At 52.3% G+C, this 25263-nt stretch carries 17 protein-coding genes and 1 pseudogene; 10 read left to right on the forward strand and 8 right to left on the reverse strand.

The genetic code is table 11. The annotated features are described in order from the left end of the window. Positions 1 to 1107 (forward strand): annotated as a pseudogene (locus tag Q0Y46_RS08770) (phenylalanine--tRNA ligase subunit beta); the annotation flags it as partial. Between the two features lie 146 nt (positions 1108 to 1253). Here Q0Y46_RS08770 and Q0Y46_RS08775 read toward each other — a convergent pair. Continuing rightward, positions 1254 to 1892 (reverse strand): hypothetical protein, encoded by a 639-nt coding sequence (locus Q0Y46_RS08775; RefSeq protein ID WP_295683333.1) that lies wholly within the window; start codon positions 1890 to 1892, stop codon positions 1254 to 1256. Positions 1893 to 1994: 102 nt separating this feature from the next. After that, a complete protein-coding gene (locus tag Q0Y46_RS08780) occupies positions 1995 to 2372 on the reverse strand; it encodes a hypothetical protein (RefSeq protein WP_297946718.1) in 378 nt (125 codons plus the stop codon). Between the two features lie 465 nt (positions 2373 to 2837). On the opposite strand from Q0Y46_RS08780, the gene dnaX reads away from it, so the two are divergent. The 6 genes from dnaX to Q0Y46_RS08810 all read left to right on the forward strand — a co-directional run bounded on the left by dnaX (position 2838) and on the right by Q0Y46_RS08810 (position 12026). Next, positions 2838 to 4565 carry a DNA polymerase III subunit gamma/tau gene (gene dnaX / locus Q0Y46_RS08785; RefSeq protein ID WP_297946720.1) on the forward strand — a complete coding sequence of 576 codons (1728 nt, stop codon included), beginning with the start codon at positions 2838 to 2840 and terminating at the stop codon, positions 4563 to 4565. Positions 4566 to 4633: 68 nt separating this feature from the next. Then, positions 4634 to 4942: a YbaB/EbfC family nucleoid-associated protein gene (locus Q0Y46_RS08790; RefSeq protein ID WP_297946722.1), complete on the forward strand. Its 309-nt coding sequence runs from the start codon at positions 4634 to 4636 to the stop codon at positions 4940 to 4942. Positions 4943 to 5064: 122 nt separating this feature from the next. Beyond that, the gene (locus tag Q0Y46_RS08795; RefSeq protein ID WP_297946724.1) at positions 5065 to 6486 is read left to right on the forward strand and encodes a TolC family protein; all 1422 of its coding nucleotides are present in this window, start codon (positions 5065 to 5067) and stop codon (positions 6484 to 6486) included. Positions 6487 to 6499: 13 nt separating this feature from the next. Next, positions 6500 to 7555 carry an efflux RND transporter periplasmic adaptor subunit gene (locus Q0Y46_RS08800; protein ID WP_295683325.1) on the forward strand — a complete coding sequence of 352 codons (1056 nt, stop codon included), beginning with the start codon at positions 6500 to 6502 and terminating at the stop codon, positions 7553 to 7555. A gap of 13 nt (positions 7556 to 7568) precedes the next feature. Further along, the gene (locus Q0Y46_RS08805; RefSeq protein WP_295683322.1) at positions 7569 to 10712 is read left to right on the forward strand and encodes an efflux RND transporter permease subunit; all 3144 of its coding nucleotides are present in this window, start codon (positions 7569 to 7571) and stop codon (positions 10710 to 10712) included. An 84-nt stretch (positions 10713 to 10796) separates the two neighbouring features. Then, positions 10797 to 12026 (forward strand): GspE/PulE family protein, encoded by a 1230-nt coding sequence (locus Q0Y46_RS08810; RefSeq protein ID WP_297946727.1) that lies wholly within the window; start codon positions 10797 to 10799, stop codon positions 12024 to 12026. Here the strand turns inward: Q0Y46_RS08810 and mtgA are convergent, their stop codons facing one another. The 6 genes from mtgA to Q0Y46_RS08840 all read right to left on the reverse strand — a co-directional run bounded on the left by mtgA (position 12027) and on the right by Q0Y46_RS08840 (position 20738). Next, complete coding sequence (gene mtgA, locus Q0Y46_RS08815; RefSeq protein WP_297946729.1) at positions 12027 to 13079, reverse strand: monofunctional biosynthetic peptidoglycan transglycosylase; 1053 nt, start codon at positions 13077 to 13079, stop codon at positions 12027 to 12029. An 18-nt stretch (positions 13080 to 13097) separates the two neighbouring features. Continuing rightward, positions 13098 to 14216: a CHC2 zinc finger domain-containing protein gene (locus Q0Y46_RS08820; RefSeq protein ID WP_297946730.1), complete on the reverse strand. Its 1119-nt coding sequence runs from the start codon at positions 14214 to 14216 to the stop codon at positions 13098 to 13100. 3 nt (positions 14217 to 14219) lie between these two features. Next, positions 14220 to 14783 (reverse strand): methylated-DNA--[protein]-cysteine S-methyltransferase, encoded by a 564-nt coding sequence (locus tag Q0Y46_RS08825; protein WP_295683313.1) that lies wholly within the window; start codon positions 14781 to 14783, stop codon positions 14220 to 14222. A 64-nt stretch (positions 14784 to 14847) separates the two neighbouring features. Then, positions 14848 to 15912: an acyltransferase family protein gene (locus Q0Y46_RS08830; RefSeq protein WP_297946732.1), complete on the reverse strand. Its 1065-nt coding sequence runs from the start codon at positions 15910 to 15912 to the stop codon at positions 14848 to 14850. Positions 15913 to 15919: 7 nt separating this feature from the next. Beyond that, complete coding sequence (locus tag Q0Y46_RS08835; RefSeq protein WP_297946734.1) at positions 15920 to 18874, reverse strand: InlB B-repeat-containing protein; 2955 nt, start codon at positions 18872 to 18874, stop codon at positions 15920 to 15922. Positions 18875 to 19073: 199 nt separating this feature from the next. Beyond that, on the reverse strand, positions 19074 to 20738 hold the full coding sequence (locus Q0Y46_RS08840) for a diphosphate--fructose-6-phosphate 1-phosphotransferase (RefSeq protein WP_297946736.1): 1665 nt from the start codon (positions 20736 to 20738) through the stop codon (positions 19074 to 19076). A 298-nt stretch (positions 20739 to 21036) separates the two neighbouring features. Between Q0Y46_RS08840 and Q0Y46_RS08845 the strand changes: the two genes are divergently transcribed. The 3 genes from Q0Y46_RS08845 (at position 21037) to Q0Y46_RS08855 (ending at position 25128) form a co-directional block, all read left to right on the forward strand. Continuing rightward, entirely contained in the window at positions 21037 to 21576 is a 540-nt protein-coding gene (locus Q0Y46_RS08845; RefSeq protein ID WP_295679452.1) for a hypothetical protein, read from the forward strand. A 52-nt stretch (positions 21577 to 21628) separates the two neighbouring features. Beyond that, a complete protein-coding gene (locus Q0Y46_RS08850; protein WP_297946738.1) occupies positions 21629 to 23119 on the forward strand; it encodes a hypothetical protein in 1491 nt (496 codons plus the stop codon). 71 nt (positions 23120 to 23190) lie between these two features. After that, positions 23191 to 25128, forward strand: a complete 1938-nt coding sequence (locus Q0Y46_RS08855; protein ID WP_297946740.1) for a nucleoside-diphosphate sugar epimerase/dehydratase — start codon at positions 23191 to 23193, stop codon at positions 25126 to 25128. The last annotated feature ends 135 nt before the right edge of the window (positions 25129 to 25263 follow it).

Below are 25263 nucleotides of genomic sequence, written 5' to 3' on the forward strand. Positions count from 1 at the left end.
TCCAAGACGGCGGACTCCATCACGTTCAAGATTCCGAGTTTCCGCCCCGACCTCGAACGCGAAGTGGACCTCATCGAAGAAGTCGCCCGCCTCATCGGGTTCGACAACATCCCGTACACGCTGCCGTCCTTCAAGATGCAGCCGAACGAGCTCCCGCCGATTGAAGTTTTGAACCGCAAGATCCGCAAGACGCTCTCCGCAATGGGCCTGCATGAATGCCTGAGCCTGCGCTTCACGAGCAAGGCACGCACCGAGGCCCTCTTCGGCCCCGAAAGCGACGACCGCCGCAGCAAGCCCGCAGCTCTCCTCAACCCGCTTTCCGATGAACTGGGCGTCGTTCCGACTTCGCTCCTCCCCAACCTCCTGAAGGCCGTTGCCGAGAACGAAAAGAACCGTCCGGGTTCCGTGCGCCTGTTCGAAGTGGCCAAGGGCCAGTTCAAGCGCGACCGCAAGGACGTCCGCGATCCGGGCTTCGACGAATCGAACCTCGTCGCGCTCACGATTGCAGGCAACTTCGATACAAACCCGCTCAACGACAAGCCCGCCCAGATTGACTTTGCCGCCTTCAAGGGATTCGTGCAGAGCTTCCTCAAGCGCGTTGGCCTCGTTGTGGAATTCCGCGTGCCGGCCAAGCCTGAAATCTTCCTGCACCCGGGCAAGCAGACCGAAATCCTCGCCGACGGCGTGGTGCTCGGCACCATGGGCGAACTCCACCCCTCCGTGATGGCTGCTAACGACATCAGCTACACCACCTACGTGATGGAACTCGACATGGACAAGATGGAACACGCCACCCACAAGAAGATCGTGTTCGAAGCCTTCAGCCGCCAGGTGCCTTCTACGCGCGACATCTCGCTCGAAGTCGCGAAGTCCATGACCCACGAAGACATCATCGCACGCATCAAGGGACTGAACCCGAAGAACCTCGCGAAGATTGTCCTCAAGAGCATCTACGAAGGCGACAAGATCGAAGCCGGCAAGAAGAACATGGTCTACAGCCTCACCTACCAGGCCATGGACCGCACGCTTACCGACGACGAAGTCAACAAGGCACACAACAAGCTGCGTGACAAGCTCGTCGCAAACGGCGACATTGTGCTGAGATAAGTGTGAGCTCGGGCCTTGAGGTTCCAGGCTCGAGGCACGAGGCTCGGGGCTCAAGAGCAGATTAAATATTTAAAGCCGGTTCTTTTGGAATCGGCTTCTTTCTTTTTTACGTCTTTTAGAATTTATGCAACGTGCACTATTGCATTTTATCTCGCAATAGGAGTATCTTTGAGCATAATCTCTACGGTCTTGTTCACAACATTGATCCAGTCGTCCAATGAGACCGTAAAAGTAAAGAAGGATTCCGCCTTGATATCGCCATAACCTAGTTTAGCACCAGTCTTTCCATCAAAATAGGCGTAACGCCCACTTCCCGTAAGGCTTTTTTTGGAATAGCAAGACGGACCCGCCATGCCCGGTCCCATTGGGCCGGAACAAGACATGTCCTTAACCCTGCCGATCCACAAATCGTCCATAACAAGATAGACATCGGCCGAACCATCCAGTACTTTAGGTCTCGGCGTTTTAAAACTCGAGCCATCTATATCCGAAAATTCGTACGAAACAAATTCGCGGGGAACTTTTTCAACAGAATAGGCGACTCCTTGGGAGGATGCTCTGAGGAAGGATTCAAGCTGAGCCCTGTACCAATCCGAAAAATTATTGACATAGCTAGGAAGGTCATCAGCCAAGTCTTTAGGGCTTCCAATACCAGGCTCTGTAAAGAGGACCTTCACCCTAGACGGCTTCAGTACCCAAGAAGGATCAACCACGTAAAGCTTTGGTGCACACCCGATCAAGAGCATACAGGCAAGCAAAAGCATAAAAACAGATTTCTTTTCCATTGCACCCCCTTTTTTAATGCTTACGAATAAAATAGCAAAATAAGGACAACTTCGTCCCAAGGATAGGGCTGTACTGGAATTATTTCAACTATTAAAACCCAACTATTCTAGCGCTTCCCTTATCTGTTGGATAAAGTCCATCTCTTCGGGGGATACATTCGTCTCGTTGTCGTTTTCCTTGGAAGCATCCGCAATCTTGAGCATGGATTCAAGAACTTTACTCTTGAATTCTCCCGATTCGTTTTTCAAAGCATCGACGCAAGCAGTCACGCGATCCTTTGCCGAGGAAAAACGCCCATAGGTATCGTTAAAATCGTCCCAAGACACATCCGGGGTCAGTTCGTCATGGATTTTGTCCAAAGCATCGCTTTCGGCCTGCGTCGCCGAAGCGGAACCGGGCAGAAGTTTGTCTGTCTCGTTTTCGTGATAAAGGCAAGCCACCTGCCAGGAGAGAATCAATAGAGCCATGTTCGGATTCATCGTAGACCTCGTAGTTATGATTTGAAATATAAGAAAAAAGGTTCGAGGCGCGAGGCTCGGGGCTCGAGGCTCGGGCAGTGAGCAGTGAGCTATGAGCAATGAGCCATGAGCGATGAGCAATGAGTATTCGAGAGACTAGAGAATAGAGACTAGCGGCTAGTGAAAAGAATCACGCACTTCGTGCGTCAATATAAGACGGCGAAGCCGTGATATTTCTCCCTAGCCCACCACCTAAAGGTGGCCATGCCCACATAAGTGCTAAAGCACTAAGTGGTCAAAGGTAGATCCTAGCCCCCAACCACTTCCTACTGTCTACTGCCTACTTCCTACCTTACCTCATACCTCAAAGGGAGCCTTCGGCGACCGACCTCAAAGCGAAGCGACCTCATAGCCCCTAACCACCAACCACTAACCACTGTCTACTGTCTACTTCCCACTTCCTACTATTTTACTATATTGCCCAACATGGCATACGTAGCAATGGCGCGAAAGTGGCGCCCACAATCTTTCTCCGACATGGTCGGTCAGGAGCATATCGCTAAAACGCTCCAGAACGCAATCGAGGGAGGACGTCTCCACCATGCGTTCCTGTTTACCGGCACCCGCGGTGTAGGCAAGACCACCTCGGCCCGTATTCTCGCACGTACCCTCAACTGCAAGGGCGGCGACCCGCTCCACCCGTGTGGCGAGTGCGAAAGTTGCAAAGACATCTCGGGCGGCAACCCGATGGACGTCTATGAAATCGACGCGGCGTCCAATACGAGCGTCGACAACATCCGTGACGTGATTGAGCGCGTCCAGTACCCGCCTGTCATTGGCAAATACAAGATTTTCATCATCGACGAAGTCCATATGCTCTCGACAGGTGCCTTCAACGCCCTTCTCAAGACGCTCGAAGAACCGCCTCCGCATGTGATTTTCATCTTTGCAACGACCGAAGTCAACAAGGTTCCGCAGACTATTTTGAGCCGTGTGCAACGCTTTGACTTCAAGCGCCTCACCATCGACCAGATCCGCAGCCGTCTGCGTTTCATCTGCGAGCAAGAAGGCATCAACGCCTCCGACGAGGCCCTCGACATCTTCGCCGAGAAGGCCGACGGGTCCATGCGTGACGGTCTCACCTATTTTGACCAGGCCTACGCCTTTACCGGCAACGAGATGACCGCCGAATCGGTGCGTTCCATCCTCGGCATCCCGCCTGTAGAGCTCTTTTTCGCCCTGATCCAGTCTATCGCCGCCCACGACCTCAAGGGTTGCTTCAAGATGGTCGACGAAGCGGTCAAGATTGGCATTGAGTTTACCCCGCTCCTTGACGGTTTCGGCAAGTTCCTGCGCAACCTGATTTACAGCCGCCTCGACGCATTTACCGCCGACGCGCTGAACATCTCGGATGAAGTTTATTCTAAATACAAGTCGACGGCTCCCGAACTTTCGAACGGGGACCTGCTTCGCATCAGCAAAATGCTCATCGATCTGCAGGGCACGCTGCGCTACAGCACGAACCCGCGACTCCTCGTAGAGACCACCTTCGCGCGAATGGCTTGGCTCGACCGACTCACGGACCTCCGCAGGGCGCTTGCAGCGATAAACGACCCCAGGAATGCCGATTCCGAGGCGTTAAAAAAAAAAGTAACTGAAGTCTCCGCCATGATAGACGCCCAGGAACAGGCCAAGGCGTCTTACAGTGACCCCTTCGCAAGTCTTCGGGATGGCGGAAACGGGACTTATTCCCGTTATGAAATCACGGCGGCCTGGCCATCGATCCTCTCTTCCTTCGCCGACGACGGGGACCTCGTATTTTCGGCAGCACTGAACGGCACCGTCCTCGAAGCAGGCGACCTCCAGGCCACGCCATTCCCGCTATCGCTTGTATTCATTGGCGATACGGCACAACCGACCTCCTGGGGCTACAAGCAGTTCATGGAGCACCCGGAATACATCCAGCGCCTACAAAACAAACTGGAAGACCTGCTGCAAACCGCCATAACACTGGGCGTCAAAACGCGAGCCTACACCGAAACGGAACTGCAACAGCGCCTCGCCGCCAAGATGAGCCCTTTCGAGTTGGACCTCCAAAAAGACCCGTCCCTCGCACGCCTCAAGGAACTGTTTGCCGCAGAACTCGTCTATTCGCGCAAGCTGGCCGGCATGGCCCCAATCCAGGCCGACGAATACATGGAACAGGACAGCTAACATGGCTTAACGCACACAAAATTTTTTAAGTTTTCACCCAGATTATAAAAACAGATAAGGAGTCCCCTATGGACATGAGCAAAATGTTGAAAGACCTTCAGAAAATGCAGAACAAGATGTTGAAGGCACAGAGTGACCTCAAGGCCCAGAGTTTCGAAGCCGAAGCCGGCGGCGGAATGGTGAAAGTGGCCATGAACGGCAAGGGGGTCATCACCATGATCAAAATCAACCCGGATGCCGTCGACAAAGACGACGTGGAAGCCCTGGAAGACCTCATCATGGCCGCCGTGAACTCCGCCGTCAAGAAAAAGGATGACGCGGCACAGTCCAGCCTGAGCGACATCACCGGCGGGATGAAGATTCCCGGACTCATGTAATCCCTCCATTTGTCCGTCAAAAACGGCATTTTATCCAGCAAACCGCAAAAACGCCCTTAAAAAAGGGGCGTTTTTTTAGTAAATTTGGCGCATTATTATAATTAGTTATATTAGGAGCAGGAATGCCAAGGAAATACGTAATCCTTCCAGCTATCGCGATAGGCCTCATCGCCCCCTCTTGGGCAGGAACGGTCTACACCCGCGAAGAAGCTGTAAAAATCGCTCTCGAAAAATCAACGGAAATCCAATCCGCACAAGAAGACTTGGTTTCGACGTCCTCCAAAGTAGAAGGAGGCTACGGAGCCGCATACCCGTCCATCGACTTGAGCGCCACAATGACCCGTATTTTCGGGCTTGACGACGTGAAAAAGAGCAGCGACCTGACCAATGCTGCCAAGGGCATGGCCCAAGCGACCGACGACGACGGCCACCCGAACGCAAACGCCTACGACCAGCAAGTCATCGGCCCCGCCATGGACGGACTCATTTACGGGATGAAGAGCCAAGGTTACCGCTGGCAGACAAGCGTCGGCGTGACGGCCACCCAAATCCTTTATTCCGGCGGAAAAGTGGGAACTGGCATCGAAATCGCCAAGTCCGCTAAGCACGTAAGCGAAATCGCCCTCGACAACAAGAAGGCCGAAGTCCGCTACAACGTGGAAAAAGCCTTCAACCAGCTCATTTTCATGGATTCTTCGATTGTCATCCTCGAAGAAAGCATCAAGCTGACCCAAAACTATGTCGACCTGGCCGTGAATAATCAAAAGAGCGGTCTCGGCACGGAACTGGACGTCATCCGCGCACAGCTCCAGCTCGATGAACTCAAATCCACCCTGGAAAAGACAAACAAGACCAGAGTCGTTGCCCGCAACAACCTGCTCTTGACCATGGGGCTTCCCTTCGAAGCCGATGTGCAGTTCCAGGGTACACTCAGGAGCCCAGAAGAAAACCTCCCCTTGCCGGACACCTCCATGGCAAACGTCAAGAAGCGCCGCAAGGAACTGGCCCAACTGGAAGAAAGCGAAAAAATCCAGTCCAAACTCGTCGACTTGGAAAAAGGCGACTACCGCCCCACGGTCGTCCTGATTGGCGGCCTCAAGTACGCAAACAACCAGAACTCCATCAAGGACTGGGACGCCCCGGACTGGGACAAGAACATCAACAAGTACATTGCCTTGAACGCGACCATGAACCTGTTTAACGGCATGCAGACCCGCGAAAAGGTCACCCAGGCAAAATCCAGCCTGCGTTCTACGCAAATCCAGAAGGAATCCGCCGAACGCGGTTTCCGCCTGCAAATCGAATCCTGCATGAACGACCTGAACGACGCAGAACAGCAGCTCGGCATCAAGAAGCGTTCTGTGGAACTGGCCCAGAAGAACCAGATATTGACCGAAGCCTCCTACAACGTGGGCAAGGAAACCCAACTGAACCTGCTCGAATCCACAATGAAGCTCCGCAACGCGAAGCTCAACTATATGGAAGCGGTCCTGAACTGGAACAACGCTTATAACGCCTTACTGCAGGCTACCGGAGAATATTAAGAGGAAGAAGAACATGAACAACATCATCAAATCCATCGCCACCCTCAGTGCAATTTCGCTTCTCCTCGTCGGCTGCGAAGCTTTCGACAAGAAAGACGAGAACAAAGACAAGAAGAAAGTCACGACTATCGAAGAAATCCAGAAGGAAAAGGGCAAGCCCGCCCGCGTCGTGAAAGCCGGCATCGCCAAACTGAACGACATTCGCAAGTTCAGCGGATCTATCGAAGGCATGCAAGAAAACAAGGCAATCTCCAAGATGGGAGACCCCCTCGCCAAGATCTACGTTGCCGTGGGCAGCGTAGTCAAGAAGGACCAAGTACTCGCCGAATACCTCTTCACAGGCGACAACACTAGCTACCAGCAAGCCCAAGAACAGGTGAACCTGCAAGAAAAGGCCATCGCCCGCTTGCGCGAAGTCTACGAAAAGGGCGGAGTGAGCCAGCAGGACCTCGAACAGGCAGAGTCCGGGCTGAAAATTGCCAAGATGAACCTTGAAACGGCTCGCCGCGCCACCTTGATTCTCGCTCCCGAAGGGGGCGTCGTCACGGAACTCAACTACCAGGTCGGCCAAGCCCCGGGTGTTGGCGGAGTCTTCTGCACCATCGCCAAGCTCGACCAGGTCATCCTCAAGCTGAACGTCACCAGCCAGGACATCGGCTACTTCAAGAAGGGCACCATGGCAACGGTCACCTTGAACGGCAACAAGATCGAAGGTCAAGTCACTCTCGTTCCGCTAGCAGCCAACCCGCAGACCCGCTTCTTCCCGGTCGAGGTCACCTTCAACAACAAAGACAGGAATCTCCTCCCGGGCATGTACGTCACCGCCGAAGTCGACACCCGCGAAGTTGAAGGCGTCATCGTCCCGCTCGAAGCAGTCGTCTACCGTAACGGAGTCAACGCCATCTGGACCGTCACCGAAGACAACAAGGCCAAGCGCAAGATTGTCAAGCTCGGTGTGCAGACCCAGGACGATGTCCAGATTCTCGAAGGCATCAATTCCGGCGAAACGGTCATGGTCGAAGGCCAGTCCCGCATGAACGACGGCGACAAGGTGCTGGTGGTTGAATAGGAGATTTTGCTGAATGATTAAGGCCAGTATCTATAAACCGATAACCATGCTCATGGTCATTTTGACCGTGGTGGTGTTCGGTCTTTATACCTATTCCATGATGGTGGTGGACCTGATGCCGAAATTCGACGTCCCCGTGGTCACCGCGACCATCATCTACCAGGGCGCAAACCCTGAAGAAATTGAATCAACGATTATCAAGCCGCTCGAAGACCAAGTAGAACTGGTGGACGGTATCGACTACGTGCAGTCCATCTGCCTTGAGAACTACGGCATCATCGTCGCCATGTTCAACATGGGCGTGAACGTGGACGTGGCAGCAAACGACGTGCGTTCCAAGATCGACCTCGCGTCGGTGAACTTCCCCGACGCCGTGCAGGCTCCGATTATCGCAAAGGTGGACATCAACGGTGCTGCCATCATGGCCATTTCGTTTACGGGTCCGCTGAACTCTACCGAACTTCGTCAGAAGGTCGAAGACGATATCGAGCCTCTCTTTACAGCCGTGTCCGGCGTGGCTAGCGTCGACATCTTCGGTGGTACGACCCGCCAGATTTCCATCGAACTCGACAAGGACAAGATGATTGACCGCAATGTGGACATTGCGACCATCATGGGCCTGTTCGGACAATCGAACGTCAATTACCCGGTCGGTGAAGTTATCGGCAAGCACAAGAACACCTCCGTGCGTACGGCCGGCAAGTTCAAAGACCTCGATGAAATCCGCAACATGGATATTCCGACGGCGAAGGGCGTGATTAAGCTTAGCGAAATCGCGGTGGTCAAGGACACCATCGAAACCGTGACATCCGCATCCCGCTTCAACGGTCAGAATTCGGTCTCGCTCGATATCAAGAAACGTTCCGACGCAAACGTGGTGAAGGTTTCCGAGGGCGTCATCAAGCGCATGAACGAAATCCAGAAGACGCTCCCCGAAGGATTCGAGCTGCACCTGGTGTACGACAAGTCCGAAGCCGTGAACGAATCCATCCACAACGTTATCCAGAATATCATCATTGCAATCGGGCTTACGGCAGGCCTCTTGCTCCTCTTCCTCGGCAAGTTCTCGACCATGCTTATCGCCGCCCTCACGATGCCTATTTCCGTGATTGGTGCCTTTACGCTCATGTACTTCGCAGGCTTCGGCATCAACATGATGTCGCTCATGGCTCTTTCGTCGTCTGTGGGCTTGCTCGTTACGAACTCCATCGTGGTGCTTGAAAATATCAACGAAAAGCTGAAACTCGGCCTCGAGCCGAAGGAAGCCGCCTACAAGGGCACTTCCGAAATCATGGTCGCCATCATGGCATCCACGCTCACCAACGTGTGCGTGTTCGTGCCGATTGCCTTCATGAAGTCTATCGCCGGTATCTTCTTCCGCACGTTCGGTTTGACCATGGTGTTCGCCACCTTCGTCTCGCTCCTCGTGACATTCACCTTGACCCCGCTCATGGCGGCATACCTATTCAAGGGTAAAAAGAAGGACGAGTTCGGCAACATCATCGAAGATAAGCGTTCTATCGGCGAAATCATCTTCGGCGTGTTCCCGATGATCATGAACGGCATCCGCTTCATTTACCTGAAGACTCTTTCGTTCTGCCTTTCCGTGCCGGGCGTGCTTTTCCAGGTTGCAGCCCTCGTCGGCATGATTGTCTTTGTCGGTGGTTTGGCCAAGAACTTCCTGACGGTCGAAATCATGCCGAAGCAGGACCAAGGCATGATCGGTATCAAGCTCGAAATGCCCGTGGGTACCAATATCGAAACGACCGACAGCGTTGCCCGCATTATCGAAGCAAGAGTCAAGGGGGTCCCCGAAATCGTGCACTACAGCATGAACGTCGGTGGTTCGAACGGCTTTACGACCGTGAACCAGGCCACGATGCGTGTCAAGCTCCTCAAGGACTGGGAAGGCCGTACCCGCAGTACCGACCAGATTGTCGACTCCCTGCGCCCCTACCTCGCTGACATCCCGGACGCATACATTTCCATCAAGTCCACATCCGCCTCCGAAATGAGCAACAACTCCGCAGGTGACGTTGTGCTCGAAATCAACGGTCTACACGCGGATTCCGTCATCAAGGCGTCCGAAATCGTAATGGACCGCATCAAGGACAAGATTGAAGGCATAGTGGACCTCAAGACAAGCTATGAAGCCGGTAAGCCGGAAATTCGTTTGATTCCGAACCGCCAGGCGCTTGCCGACTACGGTGTGACACTCCAGACCGTCGCTACCTACAACTACATTGCAGTGAGCGGCTACGAAGCTGGCCAGTACACCGAAGACGGTGAAGAATACGATGTCTATGTGCGCATGCAGGAAAAAGACCGCAAGAACCATGCCGACGTCGAGATGCTCCCCATCTTGACCCCGAAGGGATACGTCAACGCCAGTGAGCTGTTCTTCATCGAAGACGGTGCCGGCCCGACGCGTATCGACCGCAAGCGCAAGCGTACCCGTGTTGACGTTTCTATGAACCTGTTGCCCGGCCACACGACCGGTGAAGTCATGAGCAAGGTGGGCGCGCTTGCCGAAAGCATGAAGGACGAATTGCCCGAAGGTATCTCCTTCAGTTTCGGTGCCCAGGCAGACATGCAGAACGACATGGTGGCGGAATTCAAGGTGGCCATCATCATGGCAATCCTCCTTACCTACATCTTGCTTATCGCCCTCCTCGAAAGCTTCATGCAGCCGTTCATCATCATGACGACTATCCCGATGGGTGCTATCGGCGTGATTATCGCCCTCATCCTCACCGGCAAGGCGCTTTCCATGATTGCCCTCATGGCTATCGTGATGCTTATCGGTGTGGTGGTGAACAACGCCATTCTATTGCTTGACGAAGCGAACAGGCTACTACGCAGTGGCAGCATGGGACGCCGCTCGGCCATCATGACCGCGGCAAAGACCAAGTTCCAGCCGATTGTGCTTGCGACGTTCGCATCCGTGGTGGCCCAGCTCCCGCTGGCGTTCGCCCTCGGTGGTAACGTGGCCGCCATGACCCAGCCGATGGGTATCGCCTCGGTCGGCGGCCTCATCGTGTCAGCCATCTTGACCATGTACCTGGTGCCCACATTCTTCTGGCTCCCGAACGCTCTCACGAGCAAGGCCAAGAAGATGAAGAACAAGATCCAGACCAGGTTGCACTCTAAGGCATAACCGCTAAAAAATTGCAACAGGCCCCGCCCGCATCCCTGCCGGCGGGGCTTGTTTTTTTATGATGCTTTTTGTAGTTTCGAACGCATGAATACAAATATCTTCAGAGGGGAATCGCGTGACGGTCACGTGATGCGTGTCGCCGTTACCGACATCTACGACGAGCTATTGCTCGAAAGGATCCGCACAGAAACCGGATGCCGAATCATTCCCGTACAGAGGACCGAAGCCGAAATCCGGAGATTGCTCCGCGCCGATACGCAAAAGAGTTCGGAGGCGCTACTGCGCGAATTGGAAAGCGGGAAAAAACGAAACGCCTCGTCTGACTCGATGCCGGTCATCAGCCTCGTAGATTCTATCGTGGAACAGGCTCTGGAACAGGGAGCAACAGACATCCATTTCGAGCCTGACCCGCAATCACTCAAGGTGCGCTTTCGTAAAGACGGTCTGTTACACGACTATAAGACGCTCCCCGCCTGGATTGCCGACCCCATCCTCATCCGGCTCAAGTTGCTCGCGCAAGCCGACATCACCGAGCGCCGCCTCCCCCACGATGGGAGTTTCACCTTCCAAGGGGCACATACACAGGCAAACGTCCGGCTGAGCACGCTCCCGGTACAACACGGAGAGAAATGTGTCCTGCGCCTGTTGCCCACAAACGACGACGCGCAGACGCTCGACGACCTGGAATTCTCCCCGACAATCCGGCAAGCCTTCCGCAACGCTTTCAGCGCCCCACAAGGGCTATTCCTCATCACCGGGCCCACGGGCAGTGGCAAGACGACCACGCTCTACGCAGGCCTTCGCGAAATCATCCATCGCAACATCAACGTCACCACGATAGAAGACCCCGTGGAATACACACTGCACGGAGCGAACCAAGTACAGGTCAACGAAAAATGCGGGTTCACGTTCGCCGCGGCGCTCCGCTCCATTTTGCGGCAAGACCCAGACGTTATCCTCATCGGAGAAATCCGCGACAGCGAAACCGCACAGATAGCGCTGCGGGCGGCACAGACCGGCCACCTTGTACTTGCGACACTCCACACGAACAGCGCCCGCGCGGCAGAGACACGCCTGCAAGACCTCGGCATTGCCCCCAAGCTATTCCGAGAATCGCTCATCGGCATCGTCGCCCAGCGCCTGCTACGCAAGTGCACCCCGCAAACAAGCGACTACAAGGGCCGTATCGTCGCCGTCGAATTCCTCCGCCCCAACGGCACCTATGTCGATGGCAACTTAAAAGAAAACGCCCTGCGTCTTGTACGCGAAGGCGTTACCGACATGGGCGAAATCGCCCGCGTGTTCGGCTCGTAACTACTTTTTCTTGTTCTTGGCCTTTTGAGCGGCAGAGTCCTTGGCTGCGGACTTTTCCTTCGGAGCCTTGTCCCTGGGGGTCTGAGACTTCGCTGCAGACGAATGCCCACCCTTGGCCGGCTTATCATGGGCATTCACGGGAGCGGTCGCATCCAACGCCTGCGACGAAGACGAACGCGGAGCCATCAGCTGGCGCAGCGAATCCACAAGCAGACTGTCCTTCTTGGGGAACATGTTCTGGTAAATCACGGCACGGCGCTTTGCCATGAACTGGCTTTCGCGCATATTCGGGTGGTGCTTCCCCGGACTGGCGAGCATCGCCGCAAGGTTAATGGCCTGGTCCACGCTCAGTTTGCTACAGCTCTTCTTGTAGTACGTGAGGCATGCCTCCTGGCAACCGAAAATGTCCTTGCCCCACTGGGCGTAGTTCAGATAAAGCTCCAAGATACGATCCTTACCGAGTTCATGCTCCATGAGGAGTGCGTAGGCGAGTTCCTTGAACTTGCGTTCCCACGAACGTTCCCCGCTCAAGAAGAGGTTCTTCGCGAGTTGTTGCGTAATCGTCGAACCGCCGAACTTTGTCTTGCCCGACACACGGTTCGCCTCGAGCGCCTCCGAAATGGCGCGAATATCAAAACCCGGGTGGAAATAGAAGCCGGCATCTTCGCTCGCAATCACGGCCTTGCGCAAATTGACATGGATAGAATCCAGCGGAACATAGGTATGCTTGATTTCGAAACTGGGGTTGGAATCCAACAGAGCCTGCATGTACTTGCTCATCTCCGGCTGGTCATTCTTCAACGAGACGACTCCATCGTACAAATCGTACACGTAGACAAAGCCCTTGTACATAAAGTAAGAAGCGGCAATCGTAAACGCGGCGGAATAGAGGATGAGGATAAGGAGCGCCTGCCGGATGATGAAGTTGATCAGGCGATAAAGCCACTTGACAATGAAAGCAAAGACAATGACGACCTTGAAATTCTTGAACCGGGTCCAAAGATCCTTGACCTTGGAAAAAAACTTCTTGACGCTAGCAATATTCACTTTCATGGGAGGTATAAATATAGATTATTTCCGGCGGCCGAACCAATCGTTGATGTCTTCACCCTCTTTCATAGCCGAAGAAAGGTTCTCCATGCCCGTCCCGAGGATTGTACTGCGGATTCCGGCACGTTCAAACACATCCTGAATGTATTCCATGCCGCTTCTCCCGGCATCGTCCTTGTCCAAGCAGAGCACCACGCTCTTGTTTTTGAACAGCGGGAGCCATTCCATCTTGAACGAGCGGACTCCGGGAATACCCACAGCAGGCACATTCCTACCGATAAAGGTGAGCGTGTCCACGACACCTTCGCAAAGGTACACCCAGCCGGGCTTTTCGTCCAAGGCCGACACGTTGTACGGGAACGGAACCGTCCCGCGCAAATTCAGTTCCTTCGGCACAATCGTCTTGTCAATGGCCCTCGCCTGAAAATAGAACGAACGCATCTTGGTATCCAGATACGGAAAAATCAAAGGATGCTTGTAAAAACGCAAATTGCCCCGTTCGTTAAACAAGCCCACATACTGCAAGACTTCAAGGCTATAAATCTCCTTGAGGCGGCCGCTGATTTCTTCGTAATCGGCAATCGTGCGGATGCGCATCTTGTCCCAGACGGGCTTGTAGATTCGCCTTCGCGAAAGATAGGCTCCAGCAGGAGTATGCTCAATTGGCGAAAGCATCTTCAAGAAGGAGAAAATCAGATTCCGGCGGTCTTCTTCTTTTATCAAGGGCTTTTGCGGTGGTTCAATTTCCGGTTCGCGCAGCACCGGTTCACGGGCACGGGATTGGCTCGGCTTTTCGGATGCGCCCCCCTCCCCTGCCGATAATGCAGACCTGCGTGCCGGTTTCGATGCACCAAGCAAAAAAGAGTATTCCGATTTCAGCCATTCTACAGCCTGAACAAACGTCATGCTTTTACATAGCTGGACTAGCGAAATCACGTCGCCGCGGACATCGTCACAAACCCAGCAACGGAACGTTCCGCGTTCCTCGGAAAAAGAAACAGACGGAGTGCGGTCGCCATGCGCATGGCGCTGCGGAAAAAAACAGTGGCAACGCCCATGGACAACATCGATGCCCAGAGCCTTCGCGACCGCCGTTATCGAAAGCGACTCCTTAAATTGTTTCAGTTCCTCGTTGGTCATCCTCTATTCCAATTCCAGTTCATCCTGGATAGCCCCTTCCATACAAAGCAGGCGCCTCTTGAAATCCATACCAAGAACATACCCGCTAAGGCCCCCATTGCTGCTGATAACGCGGTGACAAGGGATAATGATTTGTAGCGGATTCGCATGCAGAGCGTTCCCGACGGCGCGCTCGGCTCCCGGATGGCCAACATCAACAGCAATTTGCCGGAATGTACGCGTTTCGCCATAAGGAATTTCGCGCACTTTTTCCCAAACCAGAACTTGAAATTCTGTACCGATAATGGTTATAGGGATTGTAAACGTGCGTAATTTGCCTCTGAGGAAGGCGTTGAGTTCTGCGGCGGCCTTTTTGTAGGCAGCAGCGGTTTTGCGGTTCAAACGTTCGTCCGGCATGGCTCCTGCGCTCGCACAAGCCTTGACCTCGCTAGGAATAGCCCGAGATTTTCCCGATTTATCGCTTATATAGCATAGCCCACAAAGGTTCGCCCCCTCGAAACGAAAGACCCATTCCCCCCACATGTTCCTGTGGTGTACTTCTGTAAATCTTTCGTCCATGACAGCCATGTGATAAATATAAATTCAGTTACCCTAAAATGTCTCGGAGAAAGCCCTATCCTTTGCGGGTTGTCTATAATATTTTGCGCATCCCGGGGATTTTGCGGAACATCCGGACAACGAACAGCGACAACCCAAAGAAAACCACGGCCATAAGCGGGGCTGTGACAATAGGATGAGGGACAAGAATAGAGAGATGCAAACCGTAAAAAGCCTTGATAAACATGGGGTGAACAAGATAGACACCAAGCATACATTTTGACATATCGATGAGTTTTGCATCATCCGTGGTCGTATTTCCGTATTTAGTCCTGAAATAACAGAAAATAGCCGCAGCAATGAGGAATGTCATGGGGCGGAAGTTCCCGAAGAAATATTCATTGGGCGCATCCCTCGCAATGCTGAAATAGGTCGCGTAGAAAAATGAGACAAACCAAGAAATTGCTGCAAGCGAATAAAGAATTTTCCGAACTTTTGGCCCAAGGCCATAATGGGCGATGTAGAATCCAGAAAGATAAAATCCAGCAAATGTTGTACTACCCTGGATGCCGATGTTCTTATAGATGGAAACATCTGCCAGCTTAAAAAGGAGATGGTTCGCCGTCGGTAGAACCAAACCAAACGTGAAGAACAACGCGATGACATACAATACCATGCGCGGGCTTGCGTTTTGTGTAAACACCCTCAAAGCAGGCGTTATCAAATACAGACCCGCCAAGGTGTACAAAAACCAAAGATGGGTCGCCGGTTTTGTGAACAACGTGATTGGAGCGGAGAGATAATCCACCCAATCCCCGCTTTGGCAAATGACATTCAAGAATCCGTAGGCAAGCCCCCATGTCACAATCAAGATGATGATTTTCGGAAGATTGTATGTGAGAACTTTTTTGGGTGGATGCGCATACTTAGGAGAAAGCATGAATGCACCACTAATCATGATGAACACGCCCACCCCAAATCGGGACAGGCTGTTCAAGAAGTTCAGCGCAAAGAAATCGGGAGAACTTACAGGAGTATCATACCAAGCGGAGGTTACTGTATGCTGGAACACAACGGTGAAGGCCGCAATGATGCGCAGCCATTCCGCATATTTTTCACGGCGGCCTTGAGATTCCGTTATAGATGATTGGCTTGCCATTACCCGCTTATTTGATTGTCACCCTATTGACCTGGTTCCCGATCCGGACGATGTAGGCACCCGAATGCGGAATGTTAACAGTCAGGCCATGACCTGTTGCAACTTCCTTGGCAACAAGGAGGCCTTGCAAGTCGGAAACAACCACCTTTGTCCCAGCTTCAACGCCATTTATAGTCACAGCATGCCCGAGAGCCTGGACGCCAAAGCGCTGGAGCGGAAGCGCCTTTGCAATGGCATCTTTTTCCGAAGGTTTCTTCTTCTCGTATGTCAAGGCAGGCAGGTCACTCCCCTCGGCCTCGCCCCATACAGAGCCGTCCGCATCCCTAGTCCAATCGTGCAACTTTTTCAAAACGGTGCCATTCTTGAAATCTTCTGGTTCTGCGGAATTTCCACCATATCGAGAAGACTGCTTGCTAGAATAGAAGGTATTCTGAATAGAAATCTTTATACCGATATAGTTGAAACCGATTAAAGCATCGGCACGTTCAGCCCCAGAAACTTTGCCAAAGTTATACGAATTTGTCAAAGAAACAACTTCACCAGCAATGCCGACAAGTCCACCTGCAGTAAACGTAGCTTCGACAATCCCTGTGTTATAGCAGTTCGTGATAGTCAATGTGTACTTGCTAAGCGTGTCCTCCTTCGGATCCACAATACCAGAACCTAAGAGACCACCGATATTATTGTAACCGACGATGGTAGAAGCATTGTAGACATTCAATAGAGAAAGGTATGCCGTTGTTGCCGTACCGACAATGCCACCGACAGACGTATATCCCTCGATGTACGAATCGACAAGGCCAAGATCCTTGATAACGACAGGTTCCTTTTTCGAGCCACCCGTAATGGAGCCGAAGAGGCCAATGGCATTGGCAGAATCCTTGTAGAACAGGCCAGAAATCTTTTTCTTGTTACCGTCAAATTTTCCGGCAAAATCTTTCATCGGAGTCCACAGAATAATTTCTGTCTTTTGTCCGTCAAACCTCCCGTTATCCTTGAGCAAATCCTCGTTAACGACAATATCGTCGGTCAGTTTGCCACAAGCGGCAGAATCACGCGTCATGCTATCCGTACCGTTCACGATGGCGGCAAAGCCAAAGAGTTCCTCGACCGATCCAATTTGATAGCAATCCTTTTCCTTTTTGGGTTCCTTGGGGGTAATCTTTTTGAGGCTATAGTTGTAAGCGCTAGAAGAGCTCGATACAGAGCTAGAAGAGACCTTCTTGCTGCTAGAACTGCTTTTGCCCTTGCTGCTGGAGCTGCTCTTGCCCTTGCTACTCGAAGACTTGGCAGAAGAACTTGAGGCCGGCTTGGACGAACTGCTCGACGAAGCCACCTTGGTCCATTTGGCCCAGAATTCCTTGTCGCCCTTGTCCGTCTTTGAAATCTCTTCGACAACGTCGCCGCTGTATTCATCGTTGTCAAACCATCCGTCAAACTTGTAATTTGTCCTTGTGGCCTTGGGGAGTTCAGCACCCTTTCCGTAAGTATAACTAGAAAGTTCCGATTCCAGTTTGCCTTCGCCCTTGTGGAGCGTTACCTTGTATGTACGAGCCTTAAACGTCGCCTTGAAAGAAGTATCCTTTTTGACCGTAACGGAGCGCGAAGATGTCGTATCTTTGTCGTTCCATTCTTTGAACACATACCCATCAACAGCCGTTGCCTTGATTGTAACCTTTTCGCCACAGGAGTATTTTCCGGCGCCCGAAACGGAGCCCATTGCAGAGTCGTTGACCGACAACGACAACTTGCAGAGAACTTCTTCCCATTTTGCGTAGAATACCAAATCGCCCGCATCCTTCTTGGATATAGCACTTACGGCTTCACCCTTGAGGCTATCATTGTCAAACCAACCCTCGAAAGAGTAACCCTGGCGAGTCGGCGTAGGGAGTTTTTTCTCGATCCCTTCAATGTACTGCGATTTTGTCGTGTCGTCCTTGGCAACGACAAGCGTGAGGCTCGAAATGGTCACCCCCTTGACTTTCCCGCTGAAATCAGGGTACGAACCCTCCTTGACATTTTGCCCCCATACAGAACCGTCCACACTGCCATCCTTGTAATTCCTGAGTTCAAGGACAAGCGTTCCGTTTTCAAATTCTTCTTTTGTTGCTTTTGTAGCACCTTTGGGAGCAGAAGAATCGCCCTTACCCTTGAAAGTATCTAAAACGAACGTATTCTTGATCGAAACGGTCGCATCGCTTTTGGCGTGTGCAATGATTGCGCTAACAACCTTTTCCCCAGAAACAGCCCCAAGGTTGTATGTATTGGCGACAGAAACTTTTCCTCCCGCAGCGCCAACGATTCCCGCAGCGACTTTGCTGCCCGTGATAGAACCAATGTTGTACGTATTGTAAATATGAACGGACTCTGCATTGTTCTTGGACGAGCCCAAGATGCCGCCCGCCGTATCGCCGATGACCGTTCCCTCATTGTAGGAATTGAAAATATCCGCTTTGGCTTCTGACCGAACGACACCCACGATACCGCCCGAAATATGTTCCGTTTCAAAATAGGAATCTACGATGCCCACGTTTTTAATGATTGTAGGGTTGCCATCTTTGCCAATCGAGCCGAACAAGCCGACAGTGTCTTTGGAGCCGCCCTTGAAATAAAGTCCAGAAATAGTCTTTCCGTTCCCGTCAAATTTACCACCGAAACTCATAATCGGAGTCCAGGGGGCGAGGTCATCTTCGTCGGCTTTCAGCGAGCCGTCTTCATCAAGAACGTCTTCGTTTACCGTGATGTCTTTGACGAGAATGCCGCAAGCAGACTTGTTTCGTTCAGTATCTTCAAGTTTCCCGTTGACCAGGGCTGCGAATCCGTACAAATGATCGGCAGATTCAATCAGGTAGCACCCATCTTCGTCGGTATCCGGGAGAGTCGGGGTGATTTCAGGAGCGTCAGCAAAAGCAAACGCAGTGAGCGATGCAATACAAAAGGCGATATAAGTTAGTTTTCTCATAAAATCCCCAAAAAATCGAGATTACAACATCCATTAGATAAAATACAATTCATTTGGGCAAAGAGATAGTAAAAAAAATATAGCAGCAACAAATCCTCGCCCAACGGTCGCAATGTAAAAATGAAATAAACAAAATTTGTAAGAAACAAAAAAATCTCTGCAGAGAACTGCAGAGATTAAAACTTAGACGAAGTCTAAATTACTTAACCTTCAAAGCACCACGTTCCAATTTGATAGTGAAATTGGTAACGTCGCACACTTCGCTCGGACCCCAGTACTGGATCGGACCCGGATAGGTGTAGGATTCAGTCGTGGCCCAAACGTCGCGGTTCTTGGCGAAGAACTTGAACGGAGCACCATCGAGTTCAACGAGAGCCTTCTGGATCACCGGCTTGTCGGCACCGTGACGACGTTCGATGTTCATCATCATGGTGATAGGAATGCCACCGGCAGTCCACTTTTCGATACCCTTCGTGAGGTCACGGACAGAGCTCATGTAGCCGTTCATCTTGTTGAAGGCGAGCACGGCGGCGGTGAAGCCGAGGCTGTAGCAGTAGTCGGCGTCGAAGTTCGACGGAGCGGCGCAGCGGCCTTCGTAACCGAAGAAGTGGTTGAGAGCGCTGAACTTGCCCTTGAAGTTCTTGCGGCCCTTGAGTTCTTTCTTCACCATTTCGATGATGAGCTTTTCGGTTTCGATGAGGGAAACCTGCACGTTGCCATGGCTGTCGCGGTCGAGCATCAGCTGGGCCTGCACAAAGGCCGGGAGGCTCTTGAGGACTTCGGCAGAAGCCTTGGAAACCCACTGGCAGAGCTTTTCGACCTTGGCAGCGGTGTCGAGGCCTTCGACTTCCTTTTCGTGATGAGCGAGGGCTTCGGAAAGTTCAGAGATGAGCACGCCGACATCCGGGATGAATTCGAGGAGGCCTTCCGGAATGAGGGCCACACCGAAGTTCTTGCCGGCAGCAGCACGGGCAGCGACGACGTCTGCAACGTCCTTGATAACCTGCTTGAGCTTCATCTTCTTGGCCTTGACTTCTTCAGAAATCAAGCAGATGTTCGGGTGGGTCTGGAGAGCGGCTTCGAGAGCGATGTGAGAAGCGCTACGGCCCATGAGCTTGATGAAGTGCCAGTACTTCTGAGCGGAGTTGGCATCGCGCATGATGTTGCCGATGAGTTCGGAATAGGTCTTCACGGCGGTGTCGAAACCGAAGGAGGTTTCGATGTATTCGTTCTTGAGGTCGCCGTCGATGGTCTTCGGGCAGCCGCAAACCACGCAGCTAGCGCCGTTGGCCTGGAAGTATTCACCGAGAACAGCAGCGTTCGTGTTGGAGTCGTCACCACCGATGATCACGATAGCGTCGAGCTTCTGGGCCTTGGCAACAGCCATGCACTTCTTGAACTGTTCTTCGGTTTCGAGCTTGGTACGGCCGGACTGGATGATGTCGAATCCACCAGTGTTGCGGTAGGCGTCCATGATCTTTTCGTTGATCACGATGAACTTGCCGTTCTCGAGGCCAGACGGGCCGCCGAGGAAACCGAGGAGCTTGCTCTTCGGGCTGATGCTCTTGATACCGTCGAAGATACCCGCAATCACGTTGTGTCCACCAGGAGCCTGGCCGCCGGAGAGCACCACGCCCACGTTGAGGGCCTTACCGGCAGCAGCCTTGGTAGCCTTCTTCATGGAGATGTACGGTGCACCGTAGGTGTTCGGGAACAGAGCCTTGATCTTGGCCTGGTCACGGACGGATTCGGTGGGCTTGCCCTTCACGAGAGCAACTTTGAGAGCGCCGTCGCGGAGAGCGGCGGGGAGTTTCGGCTTGTAGGCCTTGCGGGCCTTGCCGAGGACGGACAGATTGTCAGCCATTGTTTCTTCCTTTTGAAGTTCGCCCGGCAATTATTGCACGAGCAGGGTTAAAAATTACGGGTGAAAATATAGAAACTTAGACGAGTGCGATGGGGCAAAAAAACATGGAAAAAAGGCTTTTTGACCCCATGAAGCCCACTCAAGGAAGTTCCCTCCCCTGCCAAACAAGGGGGTAAAAATAGCGCTATCGAGAACGTCAACAAAATGCAAAATCCATTCATTTAGCTGTTTTTTTGATTACAACATCCTTCTATTGCGGTCGAAATTCTAAATTTGGCTGCGTTCGGTAGGAATGGGAATGGACCAAAATTGTTTTTTATCAATCGTATGTGGGGTGGTCGGGGGCGTTATCGTCCTCGTCACGGCTGTCGTGATTGAGATGGTCCGTTCCGATTTGAGCGCCAGGCGCGAACACATGAAATACCTGACGCAAATCCGTGCAGCAATTCTCAATGCCGACTTTTTCGTGAGCAATGGCCTCAACGACAAGATTCTCTCCCCGAATGCGGAAATAGACGTGAACATGTTCGGCGTCTTTGTGAACAAAATAGAAATGCTTCTCTACGACAAGTACCTGTTTTTCCGCAGAGACGAAATTGAAGTCATCGAAAAAATCAAAGAATTCATGTTCGACTACATGATCAACGCCCTGCAATGTACCGCACTTGCCAGCAAGATTCACGCATTCGAATTGCGCCCCCTCGAAATCCGCAAGATGACGGAACTTGTCCAGCAGCAAAAGACGTTCATCACCAACTGCTCAAACGACAGGGTGGAATGGAACAATCTCATGACAAAATTCGATGTCGAGATGAATAAGCGGTTCATAAAGGCGTAGCGCCCCTACCCTACCTTTTTCTTTGTTATATTGTCCCAAAGAAGGAAGGAAAATGCGCCGAATCTTTTTCGTTTGTCTATTGCTGTGCGCCGATTTGTTCGCTGGTTACCGCGGCACCATATTGGGTTCCGAACGCACCCGTAATCTGCGCCAACTGGACTATGCACCGATGCTTTTCGTGTACCACACCCAAACAGTGGAACCGGGGCGTCATTTTTTCACCTACCCGCAGCGCGACACGTCTTTCCGTAGCCATTTTTCCGAAGCGCAGCGCCGTTCCCTCGTCCATATTTCAGATTCTCTCGGCACAGGCCCCGATGCCCACACCTACGCCATTGCGGCATCCCCAGTCTTGGGACTTGATTACCGTAGCAGCAAGGCCCTGGGCGACACCATCTGGCCCGCTTTCGACGGCGGACTATTCGTACGCGGATACGCCGATTCGCTCGATTTCGACCTCGATGCGAGAATCTATTCCGAGGCTCATTCGGCAGACCGGCCCCAAAGTTACGACCACGAAGTGTTCGATGTTCAAAAAGAAGATCGCGGCGGCCTCAATTACGTGAGCTTCGCACGCTATCGTGCACACATGGGGCTCAATTATTCGTTTGCCCGGTTGCAGTTGGCCCGCGACGTGCTGCATTTTGGCCCCGGCTACTACAACAACCTCACCCTGAACCAGTTCGCCCTGCCATACAACATGCTCACGCTCGACCTCACGTTCGGGCCGCTCCGCGTTTTCAGCGCATACGCCGACTTGCGGGTCAACTCCTGGAGTTACAGCAAAGACAACCTGAACGACCGCAACCTGTATGCCCACCGCTATGAACTTGCCCTTGGAGCCCTTTCTTTGGGCGTAAGCGAAATCCAGATACTCTACAACGAGAACAAGCCCTGGCTCTTTGTCCCCGTTGTGCCCTTATTTATAGAGAAGGGAAACTACACCGAACGAGTAAATAACGGGGCAATCGCCTTTGATGCGAATTACCAGATTTTCGGCCTCGCCCGCGTGTACGGCGAATTTTTCCTGGACGACATGGAATCGCCGTACGCGGTTTACGAGAACAAGTACAGCAACAACCGTTGGGCCGCAATGGCCGGTATCCAAGTCGCTCATGACTTCTACATGGGCAAGCGCAAAATCGAAACCGGGACCATCGCAGAAATATCCCGCGTGGAGCCGTACACCTACAGCCATTACGACACAGCCCAGGCGCAGATGGCCCACCTTGGAATGCCGATTGGCAACCCCAACGGACCAAACTCCCTAGCCGTCGACTGGACGCTTTATGCCCGTTTGGGGCTTACCAGCAGTGAAATCTTTGCGGGAGTTCACAACAAGTGGCTCTGGAAAGGCACCGACAGCGGAAGCAGCATCGACGATCCGTACAAGACGGTCGAAAAGCGCTTCATACACGGAGCCCCGCTGGCCTACACCATCGCCCCGTCCGTGAGTTTCCATGGGCAACACATGGTTTATCTTGCCGAATTTACGTTTGTAGATGAAAAATCGGTCTATTTACGCGTCGCATTTATGTGGTAAAAAAAAATTTTTCTTTAGTATTTTCTATTTTGTACGTGAATTTTTACTTTGAACGATAAAAGGCGCTTTATATGGTAAAGATAAAAGAAACTTTGAACAACTTCAGGCTCCGCAAGCGGATTCTGGCTGTTGCCGATGCTTTTATCGTCGTTGTCGCCGGCTTGATAGTGAACTATCCGTTGCCGCTATTTGCCAACCGCATTGGGCGGCCTGACCTTTTCGTCGTTTTTCTGACAACATCTATCTGCTGTTTCGGGAGCCTGCTCTTCTTTGGCGCATACAACAGGATGTGGCGCTACTTCAGCACAAAAGATTATCTCAGCTGCATTTATGGTGTCGTAACGGGCATTGTCATCGCAAACCTTTTCGTTCTTGCCATCAAGGGCGATTGCGCCTGGCAATTCGCCATACTCCATGCGACCGTGGCAACTGTCGGCATTTGCATGTTCCGCTACATATTCAAGCGTGCGTTCGTGAGCCTTGTGGCTACCGGAGCCAAAGAGGCGGAAAACAAACGCACCATGATTATCGGTGCGGGCAATGCGGCCAAGATGTTGCTTGACGAAATTGCCAATAATAAGGTGGACGCACGAGAAGGCCACGTCAGTACCGACGCCTATAAAATTGAACCGGTATGCCTTATCGACGACGACCGTCAAAAGCTGGGTTCCAAACTGAACGGAGTTGTTGTCGCCGGTTCGACGAGCGACATCCCGAAAATTGCACAACTGGAACGCATTGAGCAAATCATATTTTCCATTCCGAGTTGTCCACCCAAAGACCGCCAAGTCATTCTAGACATCTGCGGCAAAACTGGACTGCCAGTAAAGGTACTCCCGTTTATCGGATCATTGCTCGAAGCCCCGTCAGACGACGGTTCTACGCACTTCATGAGCCAGATTCGTGACATCAAGGTCGAGGACCTTCTGGGGCGAGAATCAGTCAAGTTCGACAACAAGGAAATCCGAGACTTTATCGAGGGCAAGGTCTGCATGGTCACCGGCGGTGGCGGAAGCATCGGTTCCGAGCTCGTACGCCAAATAGCCAAGTACTCCCCAAAGCAAATTATTATCGTAGACATTTACGAGAACAACGCCTACGAAATCCAGCAAGAACTCATCATGGATTACGGAGATTCGCTGGACCTGGTCACGCTCATCGCAAGCGTCCGCGATTTCTTCCGGATGAACAAAATCCTCAAGCAGTACAAGCCCAACGTGATCTTCCACGCAGCGGCGCACAAGCACGTGCCCCTCATGGAATCAAGCCCGATGGAAGCAATCAAGAATAACGTCATCGGGACCTTCAACATGGCAACGCTCGCCATGTTTAACGGGGTCGACAAGTTCGTGATGATCAGCACCGACAAGGCCGTGAACCCGACAAACGTGATGGGAGCAAGCAAACGCTGCTGCGAAATGATTGTCCAGTTCCTAAGCCAGCAGAAAGGTTGCCAAACCGTCTTCGTGACCACGCGATTCGGCAATGTCCTCGGCAGCAACGGCAGCGTCATCCCCCTGTTCAAGCGGCAAATTGAACAAGGAAAGCCAGTGACGGTCACGCACCCCGACATCATCCGCTATTTCATGACCATTCCCGAGGCGGTGAGCCTCGTGATGGAGGCCGCAAGCATCGCCCAGGGCGGCGAAATCTTTGTGCTCGATATGGGGCAACCCGTAAAAATTTTGACACTCGCCGAAAACCTGATCCGCATGTACGGCAAAGTCCCTTACAAAGACGTTCAGATCAAGTTTACCGGACTCCGCCCCGGCGAAAAAATCAAAGAAGAACTCCTGATGAACGAAGAAGGGCTCAAGAGCACGCGCAACAAGCTCCTCTTTATCGGCAAGCAGATCGAAATTGACGCAGACAAGTTTGTCGTCGACCTGTGGAAGCTCAAGTGCGCCGCAGCCGAGAATAAGGACGACGTGGCCATCAGTGCCTTGCACGAGATCGTCCCCACTTTCACGACACCCGAAGAATACAACAAGAATGTGCTAAAAGCCTAGTTTGCAGGCAAGTTAATAGCCTGCATCTAGATAAATTGCATCCAGTTCGGCCAAATCCCCCTACAAAACAGGATTAGACATAACAAAAACAACGGTTCAATTCGCTGAATTGAACTTTTTCCACAAATATATACT

The organism is uncultured Fibrobacter sp. (assembly GCF_947305105.1).
Classification (GTDB): domain Bacteria; phylum Fibrobacterota; class Fibrobacteria; order Fibrobacterales; family Fibrobacteraceae; genus Fibrobacter.

What these genes read in the sequence shown, in the direction of transcription:
- Q0Y46_RS08835 (WP_297946734.1), bottom strand. Translation starts at nt 18,874, where the DNA reads ATGAGAAAACTAACTTATATCGCCTTTTGTATTGCATCGCTCACTGCG.
- Q0Y46_RS08790 (WP_297946722.1), top strand. Translation starts at nt 4,634, where the DNA reads ATGGACATGAGCAAAATGTTGAAAGACCTTCAGAAAATGCAGAACAAG.
- Q0Y46_RS08800 (WP_295683325.1), top strand. Translation starts at nt 6,500, where the DNA reads ATGAACAACATCATCAAATCCATCGCCACCCTCAGTGCAATTTCGCTT.
- Q0Y46_RS08795 (WP_297946724.1), top strand. Translation starts at nt 5,065, where the DNA reads ATGCCAAGGAAATACGTAATCCTTCCAGCTATCGCGATAGGCCTCATC.
- Q0Y46_RS08830 (WP_297946732.1), bottom strand. Translation starts at nt 15,912, where the DNA reads ATGGCAAGCCAATCATCTATAACGGAATCTCAAGGCCGCCGTGAAAAA.
- Q0Y46_RS08850 (WP_297946738.1), top strand. Translation starts at nt 21,629, where the DNA reads ATGCGCCGAATCTTTTTCGTTTGTCTATTGCTGTGCGCCGATTTGTTC.
- mtgA (WP_297946729.1), bottom strand. Translation starts at nt 13,079, where the DNA reads ATGAAAGTGAATATTGCTAGCGTCAAGAAGTTTTTTTCCAAGGTCAAG.
- Q0Y46_RS08775 (WP_295683333.1), bottom strand. Translation starts at nt 1,892, where the DNA reads ATGGAAAAGAAATCTGTTTTTATGCTTTTGCTTGCCTGTATGCTCTTG.
- Q0Y46_RS08845 (WP_295679452.1), top strand. Translation starts at nt 21,037, where the DNA reads ATGGACCAAAATTGTTTTTTATCAATCGTATGTGGGGTGGTCGGGGGC.
- Q0Y46_RS08780 (WP_297946718.1), bottom strand. Translation starts at nt 2,372, where the DNA reads ATGAATCCGAACATGGCTCTATTGATTCTCTCCTGGCAGGTGGCTTGC.
- Q0Y46_RS08840 (WP_297946736.1), bottom strand. Translation starts at nt 20,738, where the DNA reads ATGGCTGACAATCTGTCCGTCCTCGGCAAGGCCCGCAAGGCCTACAAG.
- Q0Y46_RS08825 (WP_295683313.1), bottom strand. Translation starts at nt 14,783, where the DNA reads ATGGCTGTCATGGACGAAAGATTTACAGAAGTACACCACAGGAACATG.
- Q0Y46_RS08855 (WP_297946740.1), top strand. Translation starts at nt 23,191, where the DNA reads ATGGTAAAGATAAAAGAAACTTTGAACAACTTCAGGCTCCGCAAGCGG.
- Q0Y46_RS08820 (WP_297946730.1), bottom strand. Translation starts at nt 14,216, where the DNA reads ATGACCAACGAGGAACTGAAACAATTTAAGGAGTCGCTTTCGATAACG.
- Q0Y46_RS08805 (WP_295683322.1), top strand. Translation starts at nt 7,569, where the DNA reads ATGATTAAGGCCAGTATCTATAAACCGATAACCATGCTCATGGTCATT.
- dnaX (WP_297946720.1), top strand. Translation starts at nt 2,838, where the DNA reads ATGGCATACGTAGCAATGGCGCGAAAGTGGCGCCCACAATCTTTCTCC.
- Q0Y46_RS08810 (WP_297946727.1), top strand. Translation starts at nt 10,797, where the DNA reads ATGAATACAAATATCTTCAGAGGGGAATCGCGTGACGGTCACGTGATG.